At 71.2% G+C, this 17,613-nt stretch carries 18 protein-coding genes; 7 read left to right on the forward strand and 11 right to left on the reverse strand.

The genetic code is table 11. The annotated features are described in order from the left end of the window. Nucleotides 1–25 precede the first annotated feature (25 nt). Nucleotides 26–907: a bifunctional methylenetetrahydrofolate dehydrogenase/methenyltetrahydrofolate cyclohydrolase gene (locus tag FVQ89_RS05025; RefSeq protein WP_147900782.1), complete on the forward strand. Its 882-nt coding sequence runs from the start codon at nt 26–28 to the stop codon at nt 905–907. 191 nt (nt 908–1,098) lie between these two features. Here the strand turns inward: FVQ89_RS05025 and FVQ89_RS05030 are convergent, their stop codons facing one another. From FVQ89_RS05030 to galT, 3 genes are all read right to left on the reverse strand, one after another. Next, nucleotides 1,099–1,374: a Fe-S cluster assembly protein HesB gene (locus tag FVQ89_RS05030; RefSeq protein WP_147900783.1), complete on the reverse strand. Its 276-nt coding sequence runs from the start codon at nt 1,372–1,374 to the stop codon at nt 1,099–1,101. 124 nt (nt 1,375–1,498) lie between these two features. Then, nucleotides 1,499–2,665 carry a galactokinase gene (gene galK / locus FVQ89_RS05035; protein WP_147900784.1) on the reverse strand — a complete coding sequence of 389 codons (1,167 nt, stop codon included), beginning with the start codon at nt 2,663–2,665 and terminating at the stop codon, nt 1,499–1,501. Next, nucleotides 2,662–3,747 (reverse strand): galactose-1-phosphate uridylyltransferase, encoded by a 1,086-nt coding sequence (galT, locus tag FVQ89_RS05040; RefSeq protein ID WP_147900785.1) that lies wholly within the window; start codon nt 3,745–3,747, stop codon nt 2,662–2,664. The genes galK and galT overlap by 4 nt, the downstream gene beginning before the upstream one ends. A gap of 52 nt (nt 3,748–3,799) precedes the next feature. Here galT and FVQ89_RS05045 point away from each other — a divergent pair, with 52 nt between their 5' ends. From FVQ89_RS05045 to FVQ89_RS05065, 5 genes are read left to right on the forward strand one after another with little or no spacing between them, the layout of a single operon-like run. Further along, nucleotides 3,800–4,612 (forward strand): DeoR/GlpR family DNA-binding transcription regulator, encoded by an 813-nt coding sequence (locus FVQ89_RS05045; RefSeq protein WP_147900786.1) that lies wholly within the window; start codon nt 3,800–3,802, stop codon nt 4,610–4,612. A gap of 24 nt (nt 4,613–4,636) precedes the next feature. Next, nucleotides 4,637–5,569 carry an aldose 1-epimerase family protein gene (locus FVQ89_RS05050; RefSeq protein WP_187264906.1) on the forward strand — a complete coding sequence of 311 codons (933 nt, stop codon included), beginning with the start codon at nt 4,637–4,639 and terminating at the stop codon, nt 5,567–5,569. Beyond that, entirely contained in the window at nt 5,566–6,483 is a 918-nt protein-coding gene (locus tag FVQ89_RS05055; protein ID WP_147900788.1) for an aldose 1-epimerase family protein, read from the forward strand. Before FVQ89_RS05050 ends, FVQ89_RS05055 begins: the two co-directional genes overlap by 4 nt. Before the next feature lie 59 nt (nt 6,484–6,542). Next, entirely contained in the window at nt 6,543–6,929 is a 387-nt protein-coding gene (locus tag FVQ89_RS05060; protein ID WP_187264966.1) for a helix-turn-helix transcriptional regulator, read from the forward strand. A gap of 10 nt (nt 6,930–6,939) precedes the next feature. After that, nucleotides 6,940–7,341, forward strand: a complete 402-nt coding sequence (locus tag FVQ89_RS05065) for a VOC family protein (RefSeq protein ID WP_147900790.1) — start codon at nt 6,940–6,942, stop codon at nt 7,339–7,341. A gap of 77 nt (nt 7,342–7,418) precedes the next feature. Here FVQ89_RS05065 and FVQ89_RS05070 read toward each other — a convergent pair whose 3' ends face one another. Beyond that, nucleotides 7,419–8,177 carry a putative protein N(5)-glutamine methyltransferase gene (locus FVQ89_RS05070; protein WP_147900791.1) on the reverse strand — a complete coding sequence of 253 codons (759 nt, stop codon included), beginning with the start codon at nt 8,175–8,177 and terminating at the stop codon, nt 7,419–7,421. A gap of 118 nt (nt 8,178–8,295) precedes the next feature. Here FVQ89_RS05070 and FVQ89_RS05075 point away from each other — a divergent pair, with 118 nt between their 5' ends. Beyond that, on the forward strand, nt 8,296–9,069 hold the full coding sequence (locus tag FVQ89_RS05075; RefSeq protein ID WP_147900792.1) for a CHAP domain-containing protein: 774 nt from the start codon (nt 8,296–8,298) through the stop codon (nt 9,067–9,069). 64 nt (nt 9,070–9,133) lie between these two features. Here FVQ89_RS05075 and FVQ89_RS05080 read toward each other — a convergent pair whose 3' ends face one another. From FVQ89_RS05080 to FVQ89_RS05110, 7 genes are all read right to left on the reverse strand, one after another. Then, on the reverse strand, nt 9,134–9,760 hold the full coding sequence (locus FVQ89_RS05080; protein WP_187264908.1) for an urea carboxylase-associated family protein: 627 nt from the start codon (nt 9,758–9,760) through the stop codon (nt 9,134–9,136). Between the two features lie 35 nt (nt 9,761–9,795). Then, on the reverse strand, nt 9,796–11,331 hold the full coding sequence (locus tag FVQ89_RS05085) for a hydantoinase B/oxoprolinase family protein (protein WP_187264909.1): 1,536 nt from the start codon (nt 11,329–11,331) through the stop codon (nt 9,796–9,798). Nucleotides 11,332–11,341: 10 nt separating this feature from the next. Continuing rightward, entirely contained in the window at nt 11,342–12,241 is a 900-nt protein-coding gene (locus FVQ89_RS05090) for a U32 family peptidase (protein WP_147900795.1), read from the reverse strand. After that, the gene (locus FVQ89_RS05095) at nt 12,238–14,295 is read right to left on the reverse strand and encodes a hydantoinase/oxoprolinase family protein (RefSeq protein ID WP_147900796.1); all 2,058 of its coding nucleotides are present in this window, start codon (nt 14,293–14,295) and stop codon (nt 12,238–12,240) included. Before FVQ89_RS05095 ends, FVQ89_RS05090 begins: the two co-directional genes overlap by 4 nt. Before the next feature lie 105 nt (nt 14,296–14,400). Next, entirely contained in the window at nt 14,401–15,438 is a 1,038-nt protein-coding gene (locus tag FVQ89_RS05100; protein ID WP_147900797.1) for an MFS transporter, read from the reverse strand. Further along, nucleotides 15,435–16,277 (reverse strand): hypothetical protein, encoded by an 843-nt coding sequence (locus FVQ89_RS05105; RefSeq protein WP_147900798.1) that lies wholly within the window; start codon nt 16,275–16,277, stop codon nt 15,435–15,437. The genes FVQ89_RS05100 and FVQ89_RS05105 overlap by 4 nt, the downstream gene beginning before the upstream one ends. After that, complete coding sequence (locus FVQ89_RS05110; protein WP_147900799.1) at nt 16,270–17,610, reverse strand: winged helix-turn-helix domain-containing protein; 1,341 nt, start codon at nt 17,608–17,610, stop codon at nt 16,270–16,272. Before FVQ89_RS05110 ends, FVQ89_RS05105 begins: the two co-directional genes overlap by 8 nt. Nucleotides 17,611–17,613: the final 3 nt, after the last annotated feature.

The raw sequence follows: 17,613 nt of genomic DNA on the forward strand, positions 1-17,613 counted from the left end.
TCTCGCGCAGTTTGCGACCCCTCTCGTGAGCGCGAGGAAGTTGGACGGCGTCGCCACAGCGGCGGCGATCAAGAGTGAGCTCACGGAGCGGGTCGCGGCGCTCGCCGCGCGCGGCGTCGTGCCGGGGCTCGGCACGCTGCTCGTCGGCGCCGACCCCGGATCCGTCAGCTACGTCGGCGGCAAGCACCGCGACTCCGCCGAGGTCGGCATCCGCTCCATCCGCGAAGAGCTGCCCGCCGACGCCAGCGAAGCCGACATCCGCGCCGCGATCGACCGCCTCAACGACGACCCGGAGGTCACCGGCTACATCGTCCAACTGCCGCTCCCCGCGGGCATCGACGAGAACGCCATGCTCGAGCTGATCGACCCCGACAAGGACGCCGACGGCCTCCACCCCACCAACCTCGGCCGCCTCGTGCTCGGCGTCAGCGGCGACCTCACCTCGCCCCTGCCCTGCACCCCCGCAGGCATCGTCGAGCTGCTCCGCCGCCACGACGTCGAGATCGCCGGCAAGCACGTCACCGTGATCGGCCGCGGCATCACCGTCGGCCGCCCCCTCGGACTGCTCCTCACCCGCAAGGGCATCGACGCGACCGTGACCCTCACCCACTCCCGCACCGTCGACCTCGCCGCCGAAGTGCGCCGCGCGGACATCGTGGTCGCCGCGATCGGCGTGCCGCACTTCGTGCAGCCCGAGTGGGTGAAGCCGGGCGCCGCCGTGCTCGACGTGGGCGTCACCCGCGTCGGCACCACCGAATCCGGACGCGCCAAGCTCGCCGGCGACGTGCACCCGGATGTCGCCGAGGTCGCCGGCTGGCTCTCCCCGAACCCGGGCGGCGTAGGTCCCATGACCCGCGCGATGCTCATCGCGAACGTCGTCGACGCGGCCGAGCGCCGGGCCGGCTGAGCTGCTCTGTAGCCGCGGTCCGAGGTCGGTCATGACCCGAGTCGCTGGCATCGGGCTTGGCGGGAGCGCGCTGTGGCGCGCGGGGGACTGCGACTCGGGTCATGACCGACCTCGGGGCGCGGCGGCACACCCGCGCCCGGCAACACGAAGCGGCCGCCCCCGAAGGGACGGCCGCTGAGACGTGCTGCGGGCTAGGCCTGCGGCGCGAGGGCGAAGCGGATGCTGCCCTCCGGGTCGACCTGAGCGTCGAGCGTCATCTCGTCGAGCACCTGGGCGACCTGCCCGTCCATGAAGACGCGAGCGCCCGACTGCTCGATCACGACGTCCTCTGCGGTGGGCGCAGTGGCGATCGCGACGTCGAATCGGTTCTCGCCCTGCTGGATGCGCAGGCCCGCCGTGTCGACATCCGTTGCCCGCGACACGAGGTCGGAGACGACGGTTCCGGCGTTCTCGGTGAGGGTGAGCATTGCGGTTCCCCTTTCCCTTGGGTATCGGAACCGGCCACGATTCCGAGAATGCGGCGGAACCGCAACCCCGGATGCGGCGGGTCGCCGGATGCGGAGGGGACTCGGAGCTTTTCGGTGAGGTCGCTCAGACCTCGCGGCGCGCACCGGCGGACGGCGTGACGGTGAACGTCACCGGCTGCCCGAATCCGTGCTCCGCGAACGCGCCGTCGACGGCGACCTGCACCTGCGAGACGAGGCCCTGCGGCACGAGCGCGATCGCGGATCCGCCGAAGCCGCCGCCTGTCATCCGCGCACCGAGCGCGCCGTTCGCCTGCGCCGTCTCGACGGCGAGGTCGAGCTCGGGAACCGAGATCTCGAAGTCGTCGCGCATGGATCGGTGCGACGCGTCGAGCAGTTCGCCGATCTCGAGCGGGCCCGCTGCCGTGAGGGTCGCGACCGTGTCGAGCACGCGCTGGTTCTCGGTGACAACGTGGCGCACCCGGCGGAACGTCACGTCGTCGAGCAGCTCCTTCGCGCGCACCAGGTCGGCGACCTCCACGTCGCGCAGCGAGGCGACGCCGAGCGCCGCGGCGCCCGCTTCGCACGAGGCGCGCCGGTCGCGGTAGCCCCCGGTGGCGTGGGCGTGCTCGACCTGGGTGTCGATGACGAGGATCGCGAGCCCTGCGCCCGCGAGGCCCAGGTCGACCGCGTCGGCCTCCTGCGAGCGGCAGTCGATGAACACGGCGGCGTCGTCGCGTCCGAGCAGCGACGCCATCTGGTCCATGATCCCGGTCGGCGCGCCGACGGCTTCGTTCTCGGCGAGGCGTCCGACGCGGGCGAGGGCGGGGCGGTCGATGTCGAGTTGCCACAGTTCGGCGAGCGCCACGGCGACGGCGCTCTCGATCGCCGCCGACGACGACAACCCTGCGCCGACCGGCACATCCGACTCGATCATGATGTCGACGCCGGGGACCGCGCCGAGGTCCGCGAATCCGAGCTCGCCGAGCGCCCACGCGACCCCGAGCGGGTAGGCGGCCCAGCCGGACACGGCGTCGGCCGACAGCTCGGTGATCGAGATCTCGGCGACTTCGTCCGAGAACGTCGAGGCGACGCGGATCCGGGAGTCGTCGCGCACGCCGACCGCGGCGAAGGTGCGCCGGTCGATCGCGAACGGCAGCACGAAGCCTTCGTTGTAGTCGGTGTGCTCGCCGATGAGGTTGACCCGGCCGGGTGCCGACCAGACGCCGACGGGCGTCGTGCCGAACACCTCGATGAACTCGGCGCGCACGAGCTCGCGCAGATCCTGGGTCATACCGACGCCACCGCCTCCCGCAGCCGTGCGGCCGCATCCTCCGGAACGATATCCGCAACCCACGCGCCCATCGCCGCCTCCGAGCCCGCGAGGAACTTGAGGCGCTCGGCCGCGCGCCGCGGCGAGGTGATCTGCAGCATGAGGCGCACGTCGTCGCGCCCTTCACGCACAGGAGCCTGATGCCACGCCGCGATGTAGGGCGTGGGGGTGTCGTAGAGCGCGTCGATGCCGAGCAGGAGGCGCTTGAAGACGTCGGCGAGTTCGGCGCATTCGGCCTCATCGAGCGCGTCGATGTCGGGCACGTGCCGGTGCGGCAGGAGGTGCAGCTCGATTGGCCAGCGGGCGGCGAAGGGCACGAACGCCGTCCAGTGTTCGCCGCGGAGGACGACCCGGGGGCCCGCCTGCTCGCGCTCGAGGATGCGGGCGAAGAGGTCTGGGCCGAGTTCGGCGATCGCCTGCAGGGTCGACCGGGTGCGGGGGGTGACGTACGGGTAGGCGTAGATCTGGCCGTGCGGATGCCCGAGGGTCACCCCGATCGCTTCGCCTCGGTTCTCGAAGGGGAACACCTGCGCGACGCCCGGCAGTGCCGAGAGCTCGCGGGTGCGGTCGGCCCACGCCTCGATGACGGTGCGGATGCGGCTGACGCTCTGCGTGCCGAGCGAGCCTTCGCTGGCGGGGCTGAAGCACACGACCTCGCAGCGACCGACGGAGGGCGAGGTGCGGTCGAAGTCCCGTCCGGCCGGCGCGAGCGGGCCGTCGCTTTCGGGCCCGAACGAGGGCGACCGGTTCTCGAAGACGACGACGTCGTAGAGGTCGGGGATCTCGGACGGGTTCTCGGGCGTCTGCGGGGCGAGCGGATCGAGGTGCGCGGGCGGCAGGAAGACGCGGTTGTTGCGTCCGGATGCGACCGAGATCCAGTCGCCCGTGAGGACGTCCTGGCGCATGGTGGCCGTGGCTGGGCGCGGGTCCAGGGCGCGCTCGTCGACGCGTCGCTCCGGGGGGAGGGTCGTGTCGGCGTCGTCGAAGTAGATGAGTTCGCGGCCGTCGGCCATCCGGGCGGCGCGGCGGGTGACACCGGTCATGCACTTACGGTACCGTAAGCCGATCTTGCCGAATCGAAAGGACTCGAAAGTCATGCCGGACCTCGCGCAGCCCGCCGAACTGAGGCGAGAGCGGATCGTCGAGCGGGTCCGCGATGACGGCATTCTGCGCGTCGCAGAGGCTGCCGCCGAGTTCGGCGTGAGCGAGGTCACGATCCGCACCGACCTCACCCAGCTGGAAGCCGCGGGCCTCGTGCGACGCGTGCACGGATCCGCGCTCCCGGCACTCGGTGTGCCCCGGGAGGAGCCCGTCGAGCGCGTGTCGGCGCGCGATGCCGCCGTCAAGCGGGCGATCGGCAGACGTGCCGCGGCGCTCGTGCCGAACGGGGCGAGCATCCTGCTCGACGTCGGCTCCACGACGCTCGCGGTGGCACGTGCGCTCGTCGAGCGCGCCCAGCGCAGCGATCTCGACGAGCTCGTGGTCGTCACGAACGGACTCACGATCGCGCTCGAGCTGGAGGAGGCGGTTCCCCGGATCACGGTCGTGCTCACGGGCGGCACCCTCCGGCCGCTGCAGCACTCGCTCGTCGACCCGGGCGCATCCGAGTCGCTCGCGGGTCTCCATGTGGATCTCGCGATCCTCGGGTGCAACGGCATCGCCGACGATGGGCGCATCTCGAACCTCAACCTCGCCGAGGCGGAGGTGAAGCGCGCGATGATCGCCGCATCCGCCGCGCGCGTGGTCGTGGCCGACACGAGCAAGCTCGGCGAACGCCACCTCGGCGCGATCGGCAGCGCGGGGCCGGGCACGACGATCGTCACGGCGGGTACGTGGACGGCGGCGGCCGCGGTGACATCCGCGGCCCTCGCCGCCGCCGGTGCGCGAGTGCTGCGGGCGGACGCGTGAGCCGATGCGCCTAGGGTGTTCACCGTGACATCTCCGCTCGGCGAACTCATCGAGCTGCGCACCGCCCGCTCCTCAGCGCGGATCGCGCCGCTCGCAGCCGCTCTTCTCGATCTCTCCGTCGACGGGCATCGCCTCGCCGAGACCACCCCGCCGACGCGGCTGCCCGCCCACGGTCACGGCATCGTGCTCGCGCCGTGGCCGAACAGGGTACGCGACGGGCGCTGGACGCACGAGGGCGAGGTCCAGCAGCTCGACCTCAGCGACCCGAGCCGCGGCAACGCGATCCACGGGCTGCTGCGCAACACGGCGTACCGCATCCGCGAGCGCGGCGAGGCGTTCGTGGAGCTCGAAGCCCGCATCCACCCGCAGCACGGCTGGCCGTTCCTTCTCGACACGTCGGTGCGCTACGAGCTCACCGACGACGGGCTCACCGTCACCCACGCCGCGTTCAACATCGGCAGCGTTCGCGCCCCGTGGGCCGTCGGTGCGCACCCGTACCTGCGGGTGGGCGAGGTAGCCCTCGACGAGGTGCGTCTCGAGGTGCACGCCGACCACTACCTCGAGCTCGACGACCGCCTCGTCCCGGTGGCCGTGCATGAGCTCGCGGATGCCCCGGAGCTGGACGTGCGCTCGCCGCGTCCCCTCAGCGAGCTCGACCTGAACGTCGCCTACGAGGGCGTGCGCACGGGGCCGGAGGGCGCCGCGTCGCTCATCGCGCCGGACGGATCGCGCGTCGTGGTCTGGCAGGATCCGGCGTTCCGTTGGCTGCAGGCGTTCACGCCCCGCGACTTCCCGCACGTCGCCGCAGACGGGTCCGAGGCCCCGACGCTGGCCGTGGCGCTCGAGCCCATGTCGGCGGCGCCCGATGCGCTCAACTCGGGCGAGGGGCTCGCCTGGCTGGAACCCGGGGAGCAGTGGGAGGCGTCGTGGGGCATCCGCTACGAGGAGGCACGATGAGCACCGTCACGGGAGTCGGCGAGCGTTTCACGCTTCGCGCGGGCGACACGGAGGTCGAGGTCGGAACCGTCGCGGCCGTGCTGTGCTCGGCGCGGGTCGGGGGAGTCGACATCGTCGAGCCTCTCGCCGACGGCGTCGCGCCCCCGCCGTTCTGCTCGGGCATCGCGCTCGCCCCCTGGCCGAACCGCGTGCGTGCTGGGCAGTGGACATACGACGGCGCGGTGCAGCAGCTCGACATCACAGAGCCGGCGCGCGGCGGTGCGCTGCACGGGCTCCTCGAGTTCGCCGAGTACGAGGTGCGCGAGCTCACCGAGTCGCAGATCCTGCTCGGCGCGACGATCCACCCGCAGCACGGCTGGCCGTTCCTCGTCGACACGTGGGTGCGCATCGAGGCGCTCGCGGACGGACTGCGGATGACACACGGCGCACGCAACCTCTCGGACCGCCGGGCGCCGTTCGCGGCGGGGACGCATCCGTATCCGCGGATCGGCGAGGTCGACGTGGCCGAACTCGTGCTCACCGCCCACGCCGACGAATACCTCGAAGTGGATGAGCGGCTCGACCCGATCGCCTGGCATCCGGTGGAGGGCGGCACCGACCTGCGCGGCGGAGTGCCGGTGGGCGCGCTCGCGCTCGACACCGCGTTCCGCGGGCTGCGACCGGCCGACGGTGTGACCGCGACGCTCGCCGCCCCCGACGGCCGCCGCCTCGAGATCTTCCAGGACGACGACTGGCGCTACCTGCAGGTGTTCACGACGCCGATCTTCCCGCGCCCGGCGGGCCCGGGAACGGCTGTCGCGATCGAGCCGATGACCGCCCCGCCGGACGCCCTGAACTCGGGCGACGACCTGGTGTGGCTGGAACCCGGCGAGAGCTACGAAGGCAGCTGGGGGCTGCGCTACCTCGGCGTGTAGCGCACACTGGTCGGGTGGACCGCTCGGATCTCGTGCTGCTGCGCAAGGCGCGCGACCGCATGGACCGCGAGTACGCCCAGCCGCTCGATGTGGAGGCGCTCGCGCGCACCGCGCTCATGTCGGCCGGTCACTTCGCGCGCAGCTTCCGTGCGGCGTACGGCGAGACCCCCTACGGGTACCTCCTGACTCGGCGCATCGAGCGGGCGAAGGCGTTGCTGCGGCGCGGCGACCTGTCGGTGACCGAGGTGTGCGTCGAGGTGGGCTGCACCTCGCTCGGGTCGTTCAGCACGAGCTTCACGCGGCTCGTGGGCATGTCGCCGAGCGCGTATCGCCGCGCGGCGGACCAGGATGCGCCGGACGCCGCGCTCGACGGCATCCCGTGCGTCGCGAAGGCGATCACCCGACCGGTCAGGATTCGAGAAGCGGCGGAGGCGTCGCGGTCGTAGCGTGAGCCGCATGACGATCTCACTGCAGCACAGCTACATCGCCTTCGACGACGCGGAGGCCGCGCTCGTCTTCTACCGGGACGTTCTCGGGTTCGAGGTGCGCAACGACGTCGACATGGGCGGCGGGATGCGCTGGATCACGGTCGCGCCCGCCGGCTCCGATGTCGCGGTCGTTCTCACGCCGGTCGGTGCGGGAGAGTCGGATGCCGACCGCGAGACGCTCGCCGACCTGCTCGCGAAGGGTGTGCTCGGCGGGCTCGTGCTCGCCACCGATGATCTCGACGGCGACTTCGCGAAGATCGAGGCGTCGGGTGCCGACATCGTGCAGGAGCCGATGGACCAGCCGTGGGGTGCTCGTGACGCGGCGTTCCGCGACCCCGCCGGCAATCAGATCCGGCTCGCTCAGAGCTGATGTGCGGGGTCGTCACGGGTGATGGTCGCTGGACACCCGCGCCGCGCGCGGCGGCCGAGCTGGTGGCGCGACTGTCGCTAGGTGGCGCGCCCGACGACGGCGGTGCCGTCGCGCTCGTCGTCGCGGTGGATGCGTGTGCGGAGGCCCTGGTCGCTCAGCAGTGACGCGGTGCGGCCGGCCTGGCGGCGGCTCGTCTCGATGATCACGCGAGCGCTCGGTGCCAGCCACTCGCTGCACTCGACGGCGATGCGGGCCTGGATGGCGTGACCGTCGGGTCCGCCGTCGAGCGCCACGAGGTGTTCGTAGTCACGTGCCTCCGACGGCATATACGCGATCTCGTCGGTGGGCACGTAGGGCGCGTTCGCGACGAGCACGTCGATCCGACCGCGGAGTTCGGGCGGCAGTGCGTCGAAGAGATCGCCCTCGAGCACTCGCTCGGGCGGCAGGTTGCGCCGGGCGACGGCGACGGCGTCCAGGTCGATGTCGGATGCCCACAGCTCGATTCCCGGCACACGGTGCGCGAGGGCCGCCGCGATTGCCCCCACGCCGCAGCACAGCTCCACGACGATATCGCCAGGCGCGAGTCCATCGCTCGCGAGGTCGACGAGAAGCTCGGATCGCACGCGCGGTACGAACACTCCGGGCGCGACGGCGACCCGCAGGCCCGCGAACTCCGCCCACCCGAGGATCGTCTCGAGCGGCTCACCGTCGACGCGGCGGCGGACGAGCGCCTCCAACTCCGCGCCGGTTGCCGCCTCGCGCAGCAGCCGCGCCTCAGCCTCCGCGAACACGCACCCGGCGGCGCGCAGTCGCGCGACGAGCGGGTCGGGAGTCACTTGGGAACTGTAGCGGCGCCGCGGGTGCAAGGTCGCGATAATATCTCAGCTATGGGGCGCATGGCTAGTCCCTTTACGGGGGCTGTCGAGCAAGTCTCAGCGCTGAGACTCTGGCGCTGTGGACGACGAACATGGTGAGACCATCGATCCTCGGCTTTCGCGCCGAACGTTGCTCGGTGGTGCGGCGGCCATCGCGACGCTCGCTTCTCTCGGAATCGACCTCGCGTCTCCCGGCCCTGCGTTCGCTGTAGCGGCACCCGTCACGCCCGAGGGCGTCATCGCGTACGCGCGCAAGTACCTGGGGCTGGACTTGGATGGCGTCAAGGCCTCGGAGGATCCCCCGGATGGCGCGTGGGCCGGGTACAACGGCGACTGGTGCGCGTGGTTTGCCACGTGGTGCTTGAGAGGTCTCGGCCTAGGGAAGCGGACCTTGGCCACCAACTTTGAAGATCTCCCGTTGGCGTCCACTCCAGCCGTCGGCGATCTCGTCATCTTCACCCGTGCCGACGGTAACCATCACGTCGCGATCGTGACCCAGACGAGCGGTGGATTGCGATCGATCGACGGCAACCGCAGCAACATCGTGAAAGAGGACACGTTCATCGAGCACGTGGCCAAGGAGTACCGGCGTCCGCCGTACCAAAGTGTCGAAGAAATGGAGGCCCCACCCGTGGGCGTATTGGTGAAGAGCGAGACATCGGGGACCTACTACTTTGTGGAGGAGTTCCGCGTGACCCAACTCGCGAACCAGGCAGAGGCGATTCCGTACTCCAAGGTCTATGGAACGTCGACCGAGGTGGGTTCGGGCACGATCCAGGCGATGCAGGCGCACGCGGCCGACAATCGCTCGGTGCTGGTCGCCGAGATCGTCGCAGCGATCAACAACGCCTAGCCTCCGCACGCGAGGCGAGTCGCCGTGACCTACGACGCCTCGCCCGCGCGCGAACCCGCCCCGCTCAGGCGACCGTGACCTCCATCGGGGTCACGTGGAACGCGTTGCACGGGTTGTGCTCTTCGGGGCAGTTCGACAAGCCCACGTAGACGTCGTCGAGCGCCTCGAGCACGATCTTGTCGCCCGGCTTCGTGGTCGGCTCCACGATCTCCATGCGTCCATCGGCGTGGTGGTGGATGTTCATGAACAGCGAGATGCACTGGTCGGGGTTGATCGCGGTCTCGTCGAGTCCGAGCTCCTGCCAGTCGCCGACGAGGTTGTCGAGGCAGCCCCAGGTCTCCTCCACCCCGTACCGGATCGAGTTGGAGTACTTCGAGCAGTAGCCGCCGGTCATGTTGTGGATGCCGTTGTCGTCCGCGACGACCTTGAACATGGGGCGGCACTTGTCGGAGTAGATGGTGTAGCCCTCCTTGAGGTCCCACATCCCGTTGCTCACCCGTGTGAACATCGCCGAGAGCCGCTCCACCGGATCGTCGACCATCGAGGCGATGAAGTCCATCACCTGCTGCCCTTCGAGGTCGGTGATGGTCATTGTCTGGCCCTTGCGCAGCACGATCGCCTTGCGGCCCTTCGGCTCCAGCACCCACGTGCCCGGCTCGGTGAAGGGGGTGGTCGTGGCTGTGTCTGTCATGTCGTGCTCTCTGTTCGGTGTCATCTGGTGGTCGTTCATGCCCCGTAGCCGCCGCCGCCGGGGGTCCGCATGAGGATGCGCGAGCCGGGCTGCCAACTGATGCGCCCCTTCGGCTCGGCCACCTTCACGTCGTCGACCAGCAGCATTCCGGGTGCCCCGGCTCCGCCACCGGCGAGCCCGGGTGCGGGGTGCTCGATGCGCTCGGTGAGGAAGATCACGTCCAGCGGTGCGTCGTGGCGCGAGACGAGGACCACCTCCTGGCCCTCGCCTCCGCGCCACGCGCCGGTTCCGCCGGAGTCGCGCACGATCGTCTTCGACTCGATCAGCACGGGAGCCTGGCTTTCGACGATCTCGACGGGAGTGTTCGACACGTTCGAGGGTGTCGAGAGGGTCGCGTAGCCGCGCTGACCGCGCGACGCGCCCTGACCGCCGTTGAAGCACAGCAGCGAGGCGAAGGGTCCGGTCTCCTTCTCGCCGCGGATGCCGACGACCCAGAACGGGGTGCCCGCCGCGGCGGATGCGCGGTCCGGCAGCGCATCCACGAGGGCCCGCGAGAGCACCGAGGGGATCGCGTGCGCGGGGAAGTTCGCGCTCACGGCCGCGTTGGTGCGGGGGTTGAGCAGCGAGCCCTTCGGCACGACGATGTCGATCGCGCGCAGCGCGCCCTCGTTGTTCGGCAGCTCCGGTGCGAGAAGGCAGGCCATGCCGTACCGGGTGTAGCCGAAGGTGGGCGATGCGGAGTTGATGCCGTAGGTCGACTGCCGCGAGGTGCCGGTGTAGTCGACGGTCATCGAGTCACCGTGAACGCTGACGTTCACCACGATCGTCTTCGGCTCCTCGAAGCCGTCGAGATCGATCGAGGCCGGGTAGTCGCCGTCCGGGATCTCGGAGATCGCGGCGCGCACGGCGCGTTCGGTGGCTCCGCAGATCTCGGCCGCCGCCTCCTCGAGGTCGAGGGTCGGATCCGAGTCGAGCAGCGCCGTGATGCGACGTGCGCCGAGGGCGTTCGCGGCGATGAGCGCATCCACATCGCCGAGCACCTGCGCGGGCACGCGCACGTTGTTCGCGAGGATGTAGCGCACCAGCTCGTTGGGGGATCCGGCGTCGACGAGCTTCACCGGGGGCAGGCAGAACCCCTCTTCGAAGACGTCTTGGGCGAAGGCGCCTTCGGAAGCGCCGCCGATGTCGGAGAGGTGGCAGATGGACGCGACGTAGGCGACGATCCGGCCGTCGCGGAACACGGGCGTCGCCGCCGTGAGGTCGGGCAGGTGCGTGTTGCCGTACCGCGGCGAGTTGGTGGCGATCACGTCGCCGGGGCGGAGGGTCTCCTCCCCGAGCTCGGCGACCATCGCGCGCACCGTGCCGGCGACGGTTCCCGTGAACACGGGCACCGATCGGCCGTACTCGACCAGCAGATCCCCGCGCGGCGTGAGCACCGCGCAGGCGAGGTCGTTCGATTCGCGGACGACGGAGCTGAACGCAGTGCGCAGCAGCACGGCGGCCATCTCGTCGGCCACGGAGATGAGGCGCTGCCAGACGATCTGCAGCGTCGCGGCATCCCACTGGGTCATGGTGTTACTCCTAGAACTCGGGATTGTCCGAGGCCACGGCCTCGGGAAGGTGGCGGTCGATCTGCTGGCGATCGAGCAGGATCTGACGGACGATCCCGTCGATGACCCGCGGGGTGGGCGCATCGTCGGAGAAGTCCTGGGCGGCGTTCCCGGCCTTCAGGTAGACGGGAGCGCCGACGCGCACGAACTCCGGCACGTCGTATCCGCGGACGAATCCGCCGGTGGCGCGCGGGTTGTCGGTGTGCAGGTCGAGCGGCACGGGGGTCGAAGCGCGGATCGCGGCGATCATCGACACGTCGAGGTCGCGTTGCAGGTTGACCGAGTCGGCACCGGTCGCGGCGAGCAGGGCGGTGTGCGCCGGGTTGGCCGCACCCATGTTGGACGACGCCTTCACCCGGATGTCGGGGATCGCCCCGCGGGTGCGCAGCTGGTGCAGCACGTGCAGCAGACCCTCGTCGAACACGAGGAAACCGCGCACGCCGAGCTCGATCGCGTGCAGCACGTCGTCGAGACCCTGAGCGAGATGGTCACCCCCGCGCAGCCGGTAGGCGCTCGCCGCGGCGACGTTGCCGGAGGCCAGCTTCTGGCCCCCGATGTCGTAGGTTCCGCGCGGACCGGACGCCATGCGCAGCTGCACGCCCAGATCGCGGGCGGTCTGCACCAGGTCGGTGATCTCCGCGTCGAGGTAGCGCATCGTGCCGACCGTGTTGGTCGCCTGGTGCAGCCGAACCCCCTCGGCGGCGAGGGTCGCGTGGAGCGTGGCGAGCGAGGGTGCGTCGAGCGCCCCCGCGACCTCCCACTTGAACCATCCGCCGTCGGCGAAGCGCAGGGTGCTGGTGGGTGCGTCGGCGATGTCGCCCGGCGCGTAGCCCAGGGATGCGAGGTGTTCGCGTGCGGTGTCGATGGTCATGATGCGCTCCCTGTCGCGATGTCGACGTGCAGGTTCCCGAACTCGTCGAGCCAGGCCTCGTCGAGAGGCCCGACGACGGCGGTCGATTCCGGAAGCTGGAGGATCGCCGGACCGACCACGCGCTCGCCGACCGGGAGGGCCAGCATCCGCCGCACCGGAGCCTCGACGAGGCCGGTCTCGGGCCACCATGCCGCGCGGGTGCGGGTGGTGTCCTCCGCCGCGTCGCGGCTCACGGTGCGGGTCAGGTCCGGGGCTTCGAACGGCCCGTAGACGCGGACCCGCCAGGTCACGATCTCGATGCGCTCGTAGTCGGGCGTGGTGCCGTAGATGTGCTCGTACTCGGCGACGAACTTCGCCCGGTACTCGTCGGGTCCGTCTCCGGCGGCAACGGGGACCTCGATCTCGAAGCCTTGCCCGAGGAAGCGCATCTCGACGAAGCGGTCGACCCGGTCGATGTCGGTTCCGAGCTCGTGCCGGGCCTGGGCGACGAGGTCGGCGAAGATCGCCTCGATGTCGTCCGAGTCCCAGTCGCGCAGCTCGCGCAGGCGGGTGCGCGACTCCTCGACCATCGGGGCGGCGACGAGCAGGCCGGTCGCCGAGAGCACACCGGCTGCGGCCGGGATGATGAGGCGGCCGACGCCGAGGATGCGGGCGATCCGGGCCGCGTGCACGGGTGCCGCGCCGCCGAACGCGACCATCGGGAAGGTGCGCGGGTCGTGACCGTGTTCGGTGAGATGCACCTGCACCGCGAGGGCCATGTGCTCGTCGACGACTCGGGCGATGCCGGCGGCGGCCGCCACCGGGTCGTCGCCGAACGCGGTGCCGAGGCTGTCGACCATGGCGCGGCGCGACGCCTCGACGTCGAGCGACATGCGCCCCCCGAGGAAGTAGGCGGGGTCGAGGTAGCCGAGCACGATGTCGGCGTCGGTGACGGTGGGTTCGGTGCCGCCGAGCCCGTACCCGGCGGGGCCGGGGCGGGATCCGGCGGACTTCGGGCCCACTTTGAGCAGGCCGAGACCGTCGAGGTGGGCGATCGATCCGCCGCCCGCTCCGATCTCGATCATGTCGACGACAGGCATCGAGACCGGCAGGCCCGACCCCGACTTCAGCCGGTGAACCCGACCCACCTCGAATCCGTTGCGGACGGTGGGCGCACCGCCTTCGACGATGCACACCTTGGCCGTGGTGCCGCCCATGTCGAAGGCGATGAGGTTCTCGATGTCGAGCTGACGCCCCACGTAGGCGGCCCCGATCGCACCGGCGGCCGGCCCCGACTCGAGCAGGCGGATCGGGTACGCACGTGCGGTCGCGGTCGAGACGACGCCGCCGTTGGACTGCATGAGCATGAGCTGCTGGTCGATGCCGAGCTGCACGAGGGCCCGCTCGATGTCTTCGAAGTGCTCCCCGGCGACGGGTCGCACGTAGGCGTTGGCGAGCGTCGTCACCGTCCGCTCGTACTCGCGGATCACCGGCACGAGGTGGCCGGAGAGCGTCACCGGCACCTCCGGCAGGCGCGCCTGGAGGATCTCGGCGATCTCCTCCTCGTGCGCCGCCGACACGTACGAGTGCAGCAGGCAGACCGCGACGGATTCGACTCCCGCCGCCGCGAGCTGGTCGGCGATGCGCTCCACCCCCGCGCGATCCAGCGGAGTGACGACGGCGCCTGTCGCGTCGAGGCGCTCGGTCGCCTCGTACCGCGCCTCGGGGTCGACGAGCGGGTCGGGCAGCTGCAGGCGCGGGTCGTAGAGGTCGTAGCGCCATTCGCGGCCGATCTCGAGCACGTCACCGAAGCCTTCGGTCGTGACGAGTGCCGTGGTGGCGCCGCGGCGCTCGATGAGCGCATTGGTGACGAGGGTGGTCGCGCCGACCACCGCCGAATCGATGGCGTCGGTGTCGCGGTCGGCGTCGCCGAGAACCTGCGAGATGCCGGTCGCGATCGCCTGGCTGAAGTCGTTGTAGGTGGTCAGTGCCTTGCCGAGCCAGGTGCGGCCGGTGTTCTCGTCGAGAAGGACGATGTCGGTGAAGGTGCCACCGATGTCGAAGCTCACTCTCATGTGGGAAGTCCTTTGGGATGGTGCGGATGTGTGGTCAGAGGTCGGCCGGATGCGTCGGCGGTCGCGGCGGGATCAGCACCTGTGAGATCCGGTCTCCTTGGTGTGTCATGCGGTCACCGCCGTGGCGACGAGTGGGGGGATGACGAGCCCGGCCTGGCCGCCGCGCTGCACGGTCGCGAGCAGCCGTGTCGACCGCCCGACGGCGCGGAGCGAGGCGTCGTAGAGCACGCCGGCGGCGAGTCCGAAGCCGACCCCGCCCAGCACAGCGAGTCCGACGCCGATCCCGTCTCGCACGAGCAGTCCGGCCGTCAGCAGGGCCGTTCCCGCCAGCGTCGGGATGACGACGAGCGCCAGAGTGGTCGTTCCGGCGCCGGGCGTCGTGCGGAATGCGAGCCGTGCGGTTCCGGCGGCGATCATCACGGATCCGCCGACGAGGCCCGCGTAGAGACTCGCTCCGCCCGCGAGGTCGGCGATCGCAGCGGGAAGCAGCGAGGTGAAGAGGGCGAGTACGCCGTTGGCCAGGAACGCCCCGACCACCGCGGCGACCACGATCAGGAGTCCAGCGGCGCGTTCGGTGTCGACGAGAGCGCCGGTCGCGACGGAGGGCGGCGCCTGCCTGACGAACGCGGCGCTCGCCGCCATCGCGAGGAGCGGCACGAGGCCGAGCAACACCGTGAGGGAGATGCTCGCGCCGGAGGCGATGAGGGCGCCGGATGCGAGCGATCCGACGCCGACTCCGCCGAAGATCGCGGCCGTCACGCGCGCGCTGCCGCGCCGCCCGTGAACGATCACCGACGAGGCGAGCGGGGTGACGATCCCGAGCGCGAACCCGCAGATCAACCGGGCGACGAGCAGGATCCACAGGTTCTGCGGTGCGTTCAGCGCGAGCACGACGCCTCCCGCGACATCGAGCACCACGGCGACGAGCACGGGGACGGTCGGGACTCGTCCGTCGAGCCGGGATGCGAGCCGGGCGGCGACGCTCATGCCGATCACCGCGGCGAGCCCGTGCCCGCTGAAGAGCAGGGCGGTGCTCCACGTCGTCCCGGTCGCGGTCGCGATGTCGCCGTAGAACGCGCTCGGCATCGCGGAGAACGCGCTCACCGCGGCGAGGGTCACCAGCATCCAGGTCCTGCCGCTCATCGCGCGGCTCCCGGCGCGCCGAGGAGGGCGCTCACGAGTGCGACATCGGTGACGGCCGATCCGGCCTGGTCGAGGAAGACGCGGCCGGTGGGCACCGTGCCGAGCCCGGCCATCAGGCGTGCGATGCCGCCGGGGTCGCCCGGCACGGAGTGGTCATCGAGGTCGACCGCGTCGCGAACGTCCCACGCAGCGCGCCCCTCGAGGCACAGCACGGTGGCGTCGTCACGGAGGAGCGCGGTCGACAGGATCGGGGCGGTCGCGCCGGTGGCGCTGATTACGACATCGGCGTCGGCGAGAACGGCGGCGTCGGTGCCGGTCGTCAGCTGGCCGGAGAGGGCCTCGGATGCGCGGTCCAGCGTGGCGGTGGCGCGGGCGAGCACCCGCCAGCTCCGCACCCGATGGGTGCTCGCGAGCATCTCGGCGATGTGCGCGTTCGTGGGTCCGAACCCGGCGAGGCCCACGGTCGCCCCACGGTCGATGCGCCCGAGTGCCTCGAGGAGGGCGAGTGCCGAGGCGGCGGTGCGCAGCCGGGTGGGCAGCATCCCACGCAGCATCGCGGTCGGGGCGCCGCCGGTCGCGGGACTGGCGAGGATCGTCGAACTCGAGCGCCCCGATCCGTCGGCCGCGGGCACGTAGGAACCCCACTTCGTGATCGCCCAGCCGAGTTCGGGGACGACCGCCGAGATCGAGAGGAAGAAGCCGCCGTCGGGTGTGGGAAGCAGTTGCTTCTCGGCCTGGATCGCGTCGCCTCGGCCGAGGGCGGCGAGGGCGCCGGCGCAGGCGTCGATGAGCGCGCGGGTGTCGATCGCGGCGACCTCGCGATCCGAGAGCTCACGCATGGAGGCCCTCCGCTCGCGTCTCGCCGTCGACGGCCGAGATGGCGATCGAGACGATCGTGGAGATCGTGCGGAAGAAGGCGGCGACCGCGGGGCTGAACGAGTTCGTCGATCGGCTGAGGAACGCGAGGTCGCCCCAGATGGCGTCGCCGACGTGGAGCGGGAACAGCACGCAGGCGTGCAGATCCTCGGCGGTCGACATCCGTGCGGTCACGGGGAAACGTCCGGCCAGGTTCGAGATGTCGCTCAGCTGCACCGTCTCGCCGCTCCCGTAGATGCGGGATCCGATGAAGGCGCCGCTCATGGGGTGGCCGCTCGCGATCGTCTGGCGCCACCGCGATGACATCCCGGAGCTTGCGACGAGCACCGCGCGGGCGCCGTCTTCCGCGGCGCGGTCGAGGCGGAAGACGGTCGAGGCGTCGGCGAGGCCGCGCGCCACCGCCCAGGTCACGACAGTCTCGGCGACCGCCTGCACGTCGCGCGTGGCGGCGAGCGCGTCCGTGAGTGCGGCGAGCGCGTCTGCCTGGGCCGTCAGTCGTGCCAGCGACGAGCGCATCCGGTCGTCGTTACGGTTGTCGCCGATCTCGGCCACGCGGGGGAGGAAGCGGTATCCGACACCCCGCACCGAGGCGATCCATCGGGGGCGATCGGAGCTGTCGCCGAGCCGCCGACGCAGGCGGGTGACCGCGAGGCGCAGCGCGTTCTGGGCGTCCTCGTCGGAGTCGTCCCACAGCTGCTGCGCGAGCTGCTGGTGGCTGACCACCCGACCCGCGTTCGACATGAGGAGGAACAGCAGCTCGAAGTCGTGACGGCTGAGCGCCAGATGCTCGTCGTCGAGGGTGCAGCTTCGCGTGGCGACATCGACCGACAGCCCCTCGGCCTGCAGCCAGCGGACGCGGAGGCGCTCCTCGCCGCTGCGCGCCCGGACGAGGCCCACCAGTCGGGCGCTCAGCTCGCGGGGCGAGACGGTGCGGTCGATCACGAGGTTCGCGCCCGCGTCGAGCAGGGCGAGCTCGGCACCGTCGCGCACGTCGGCGTCGAGGACGGCGATCGGAGTCTCTCCTGTGGCGCGCAGCATCCGCAGCGTCTGCACCATCCAGTCGACGCTGTCACCGCCGACGAGGATGAGCCGCGCGTCGCGTTCTGCCGCGGCGTGGGCGGCCTCCGCGGGGGAGGTGACCACCACGCTCGGCCACGCGCCCCGTCCGATCCGCACCTTCAGGCCCGCCGCAGCGCTTCCCGGCTCGGCGCACATCACGGCCGGACCGACGACCGCGGCGTCGCGCCCGGTCAGGCCCTGCGCGACGAGCGACGAGAGAGAGGTGAGGCGGGACACGGG

The sequence above is a fragment of the Homoserinibacter sp. GY 40078 genome (assembly GCF_008017545.1).
Taxonomy (GTDB): Bacteria; Actinomycetota; Actinomycetes; order Actinomycetales; family Microbacteriaceae; genus Homoserinibacter.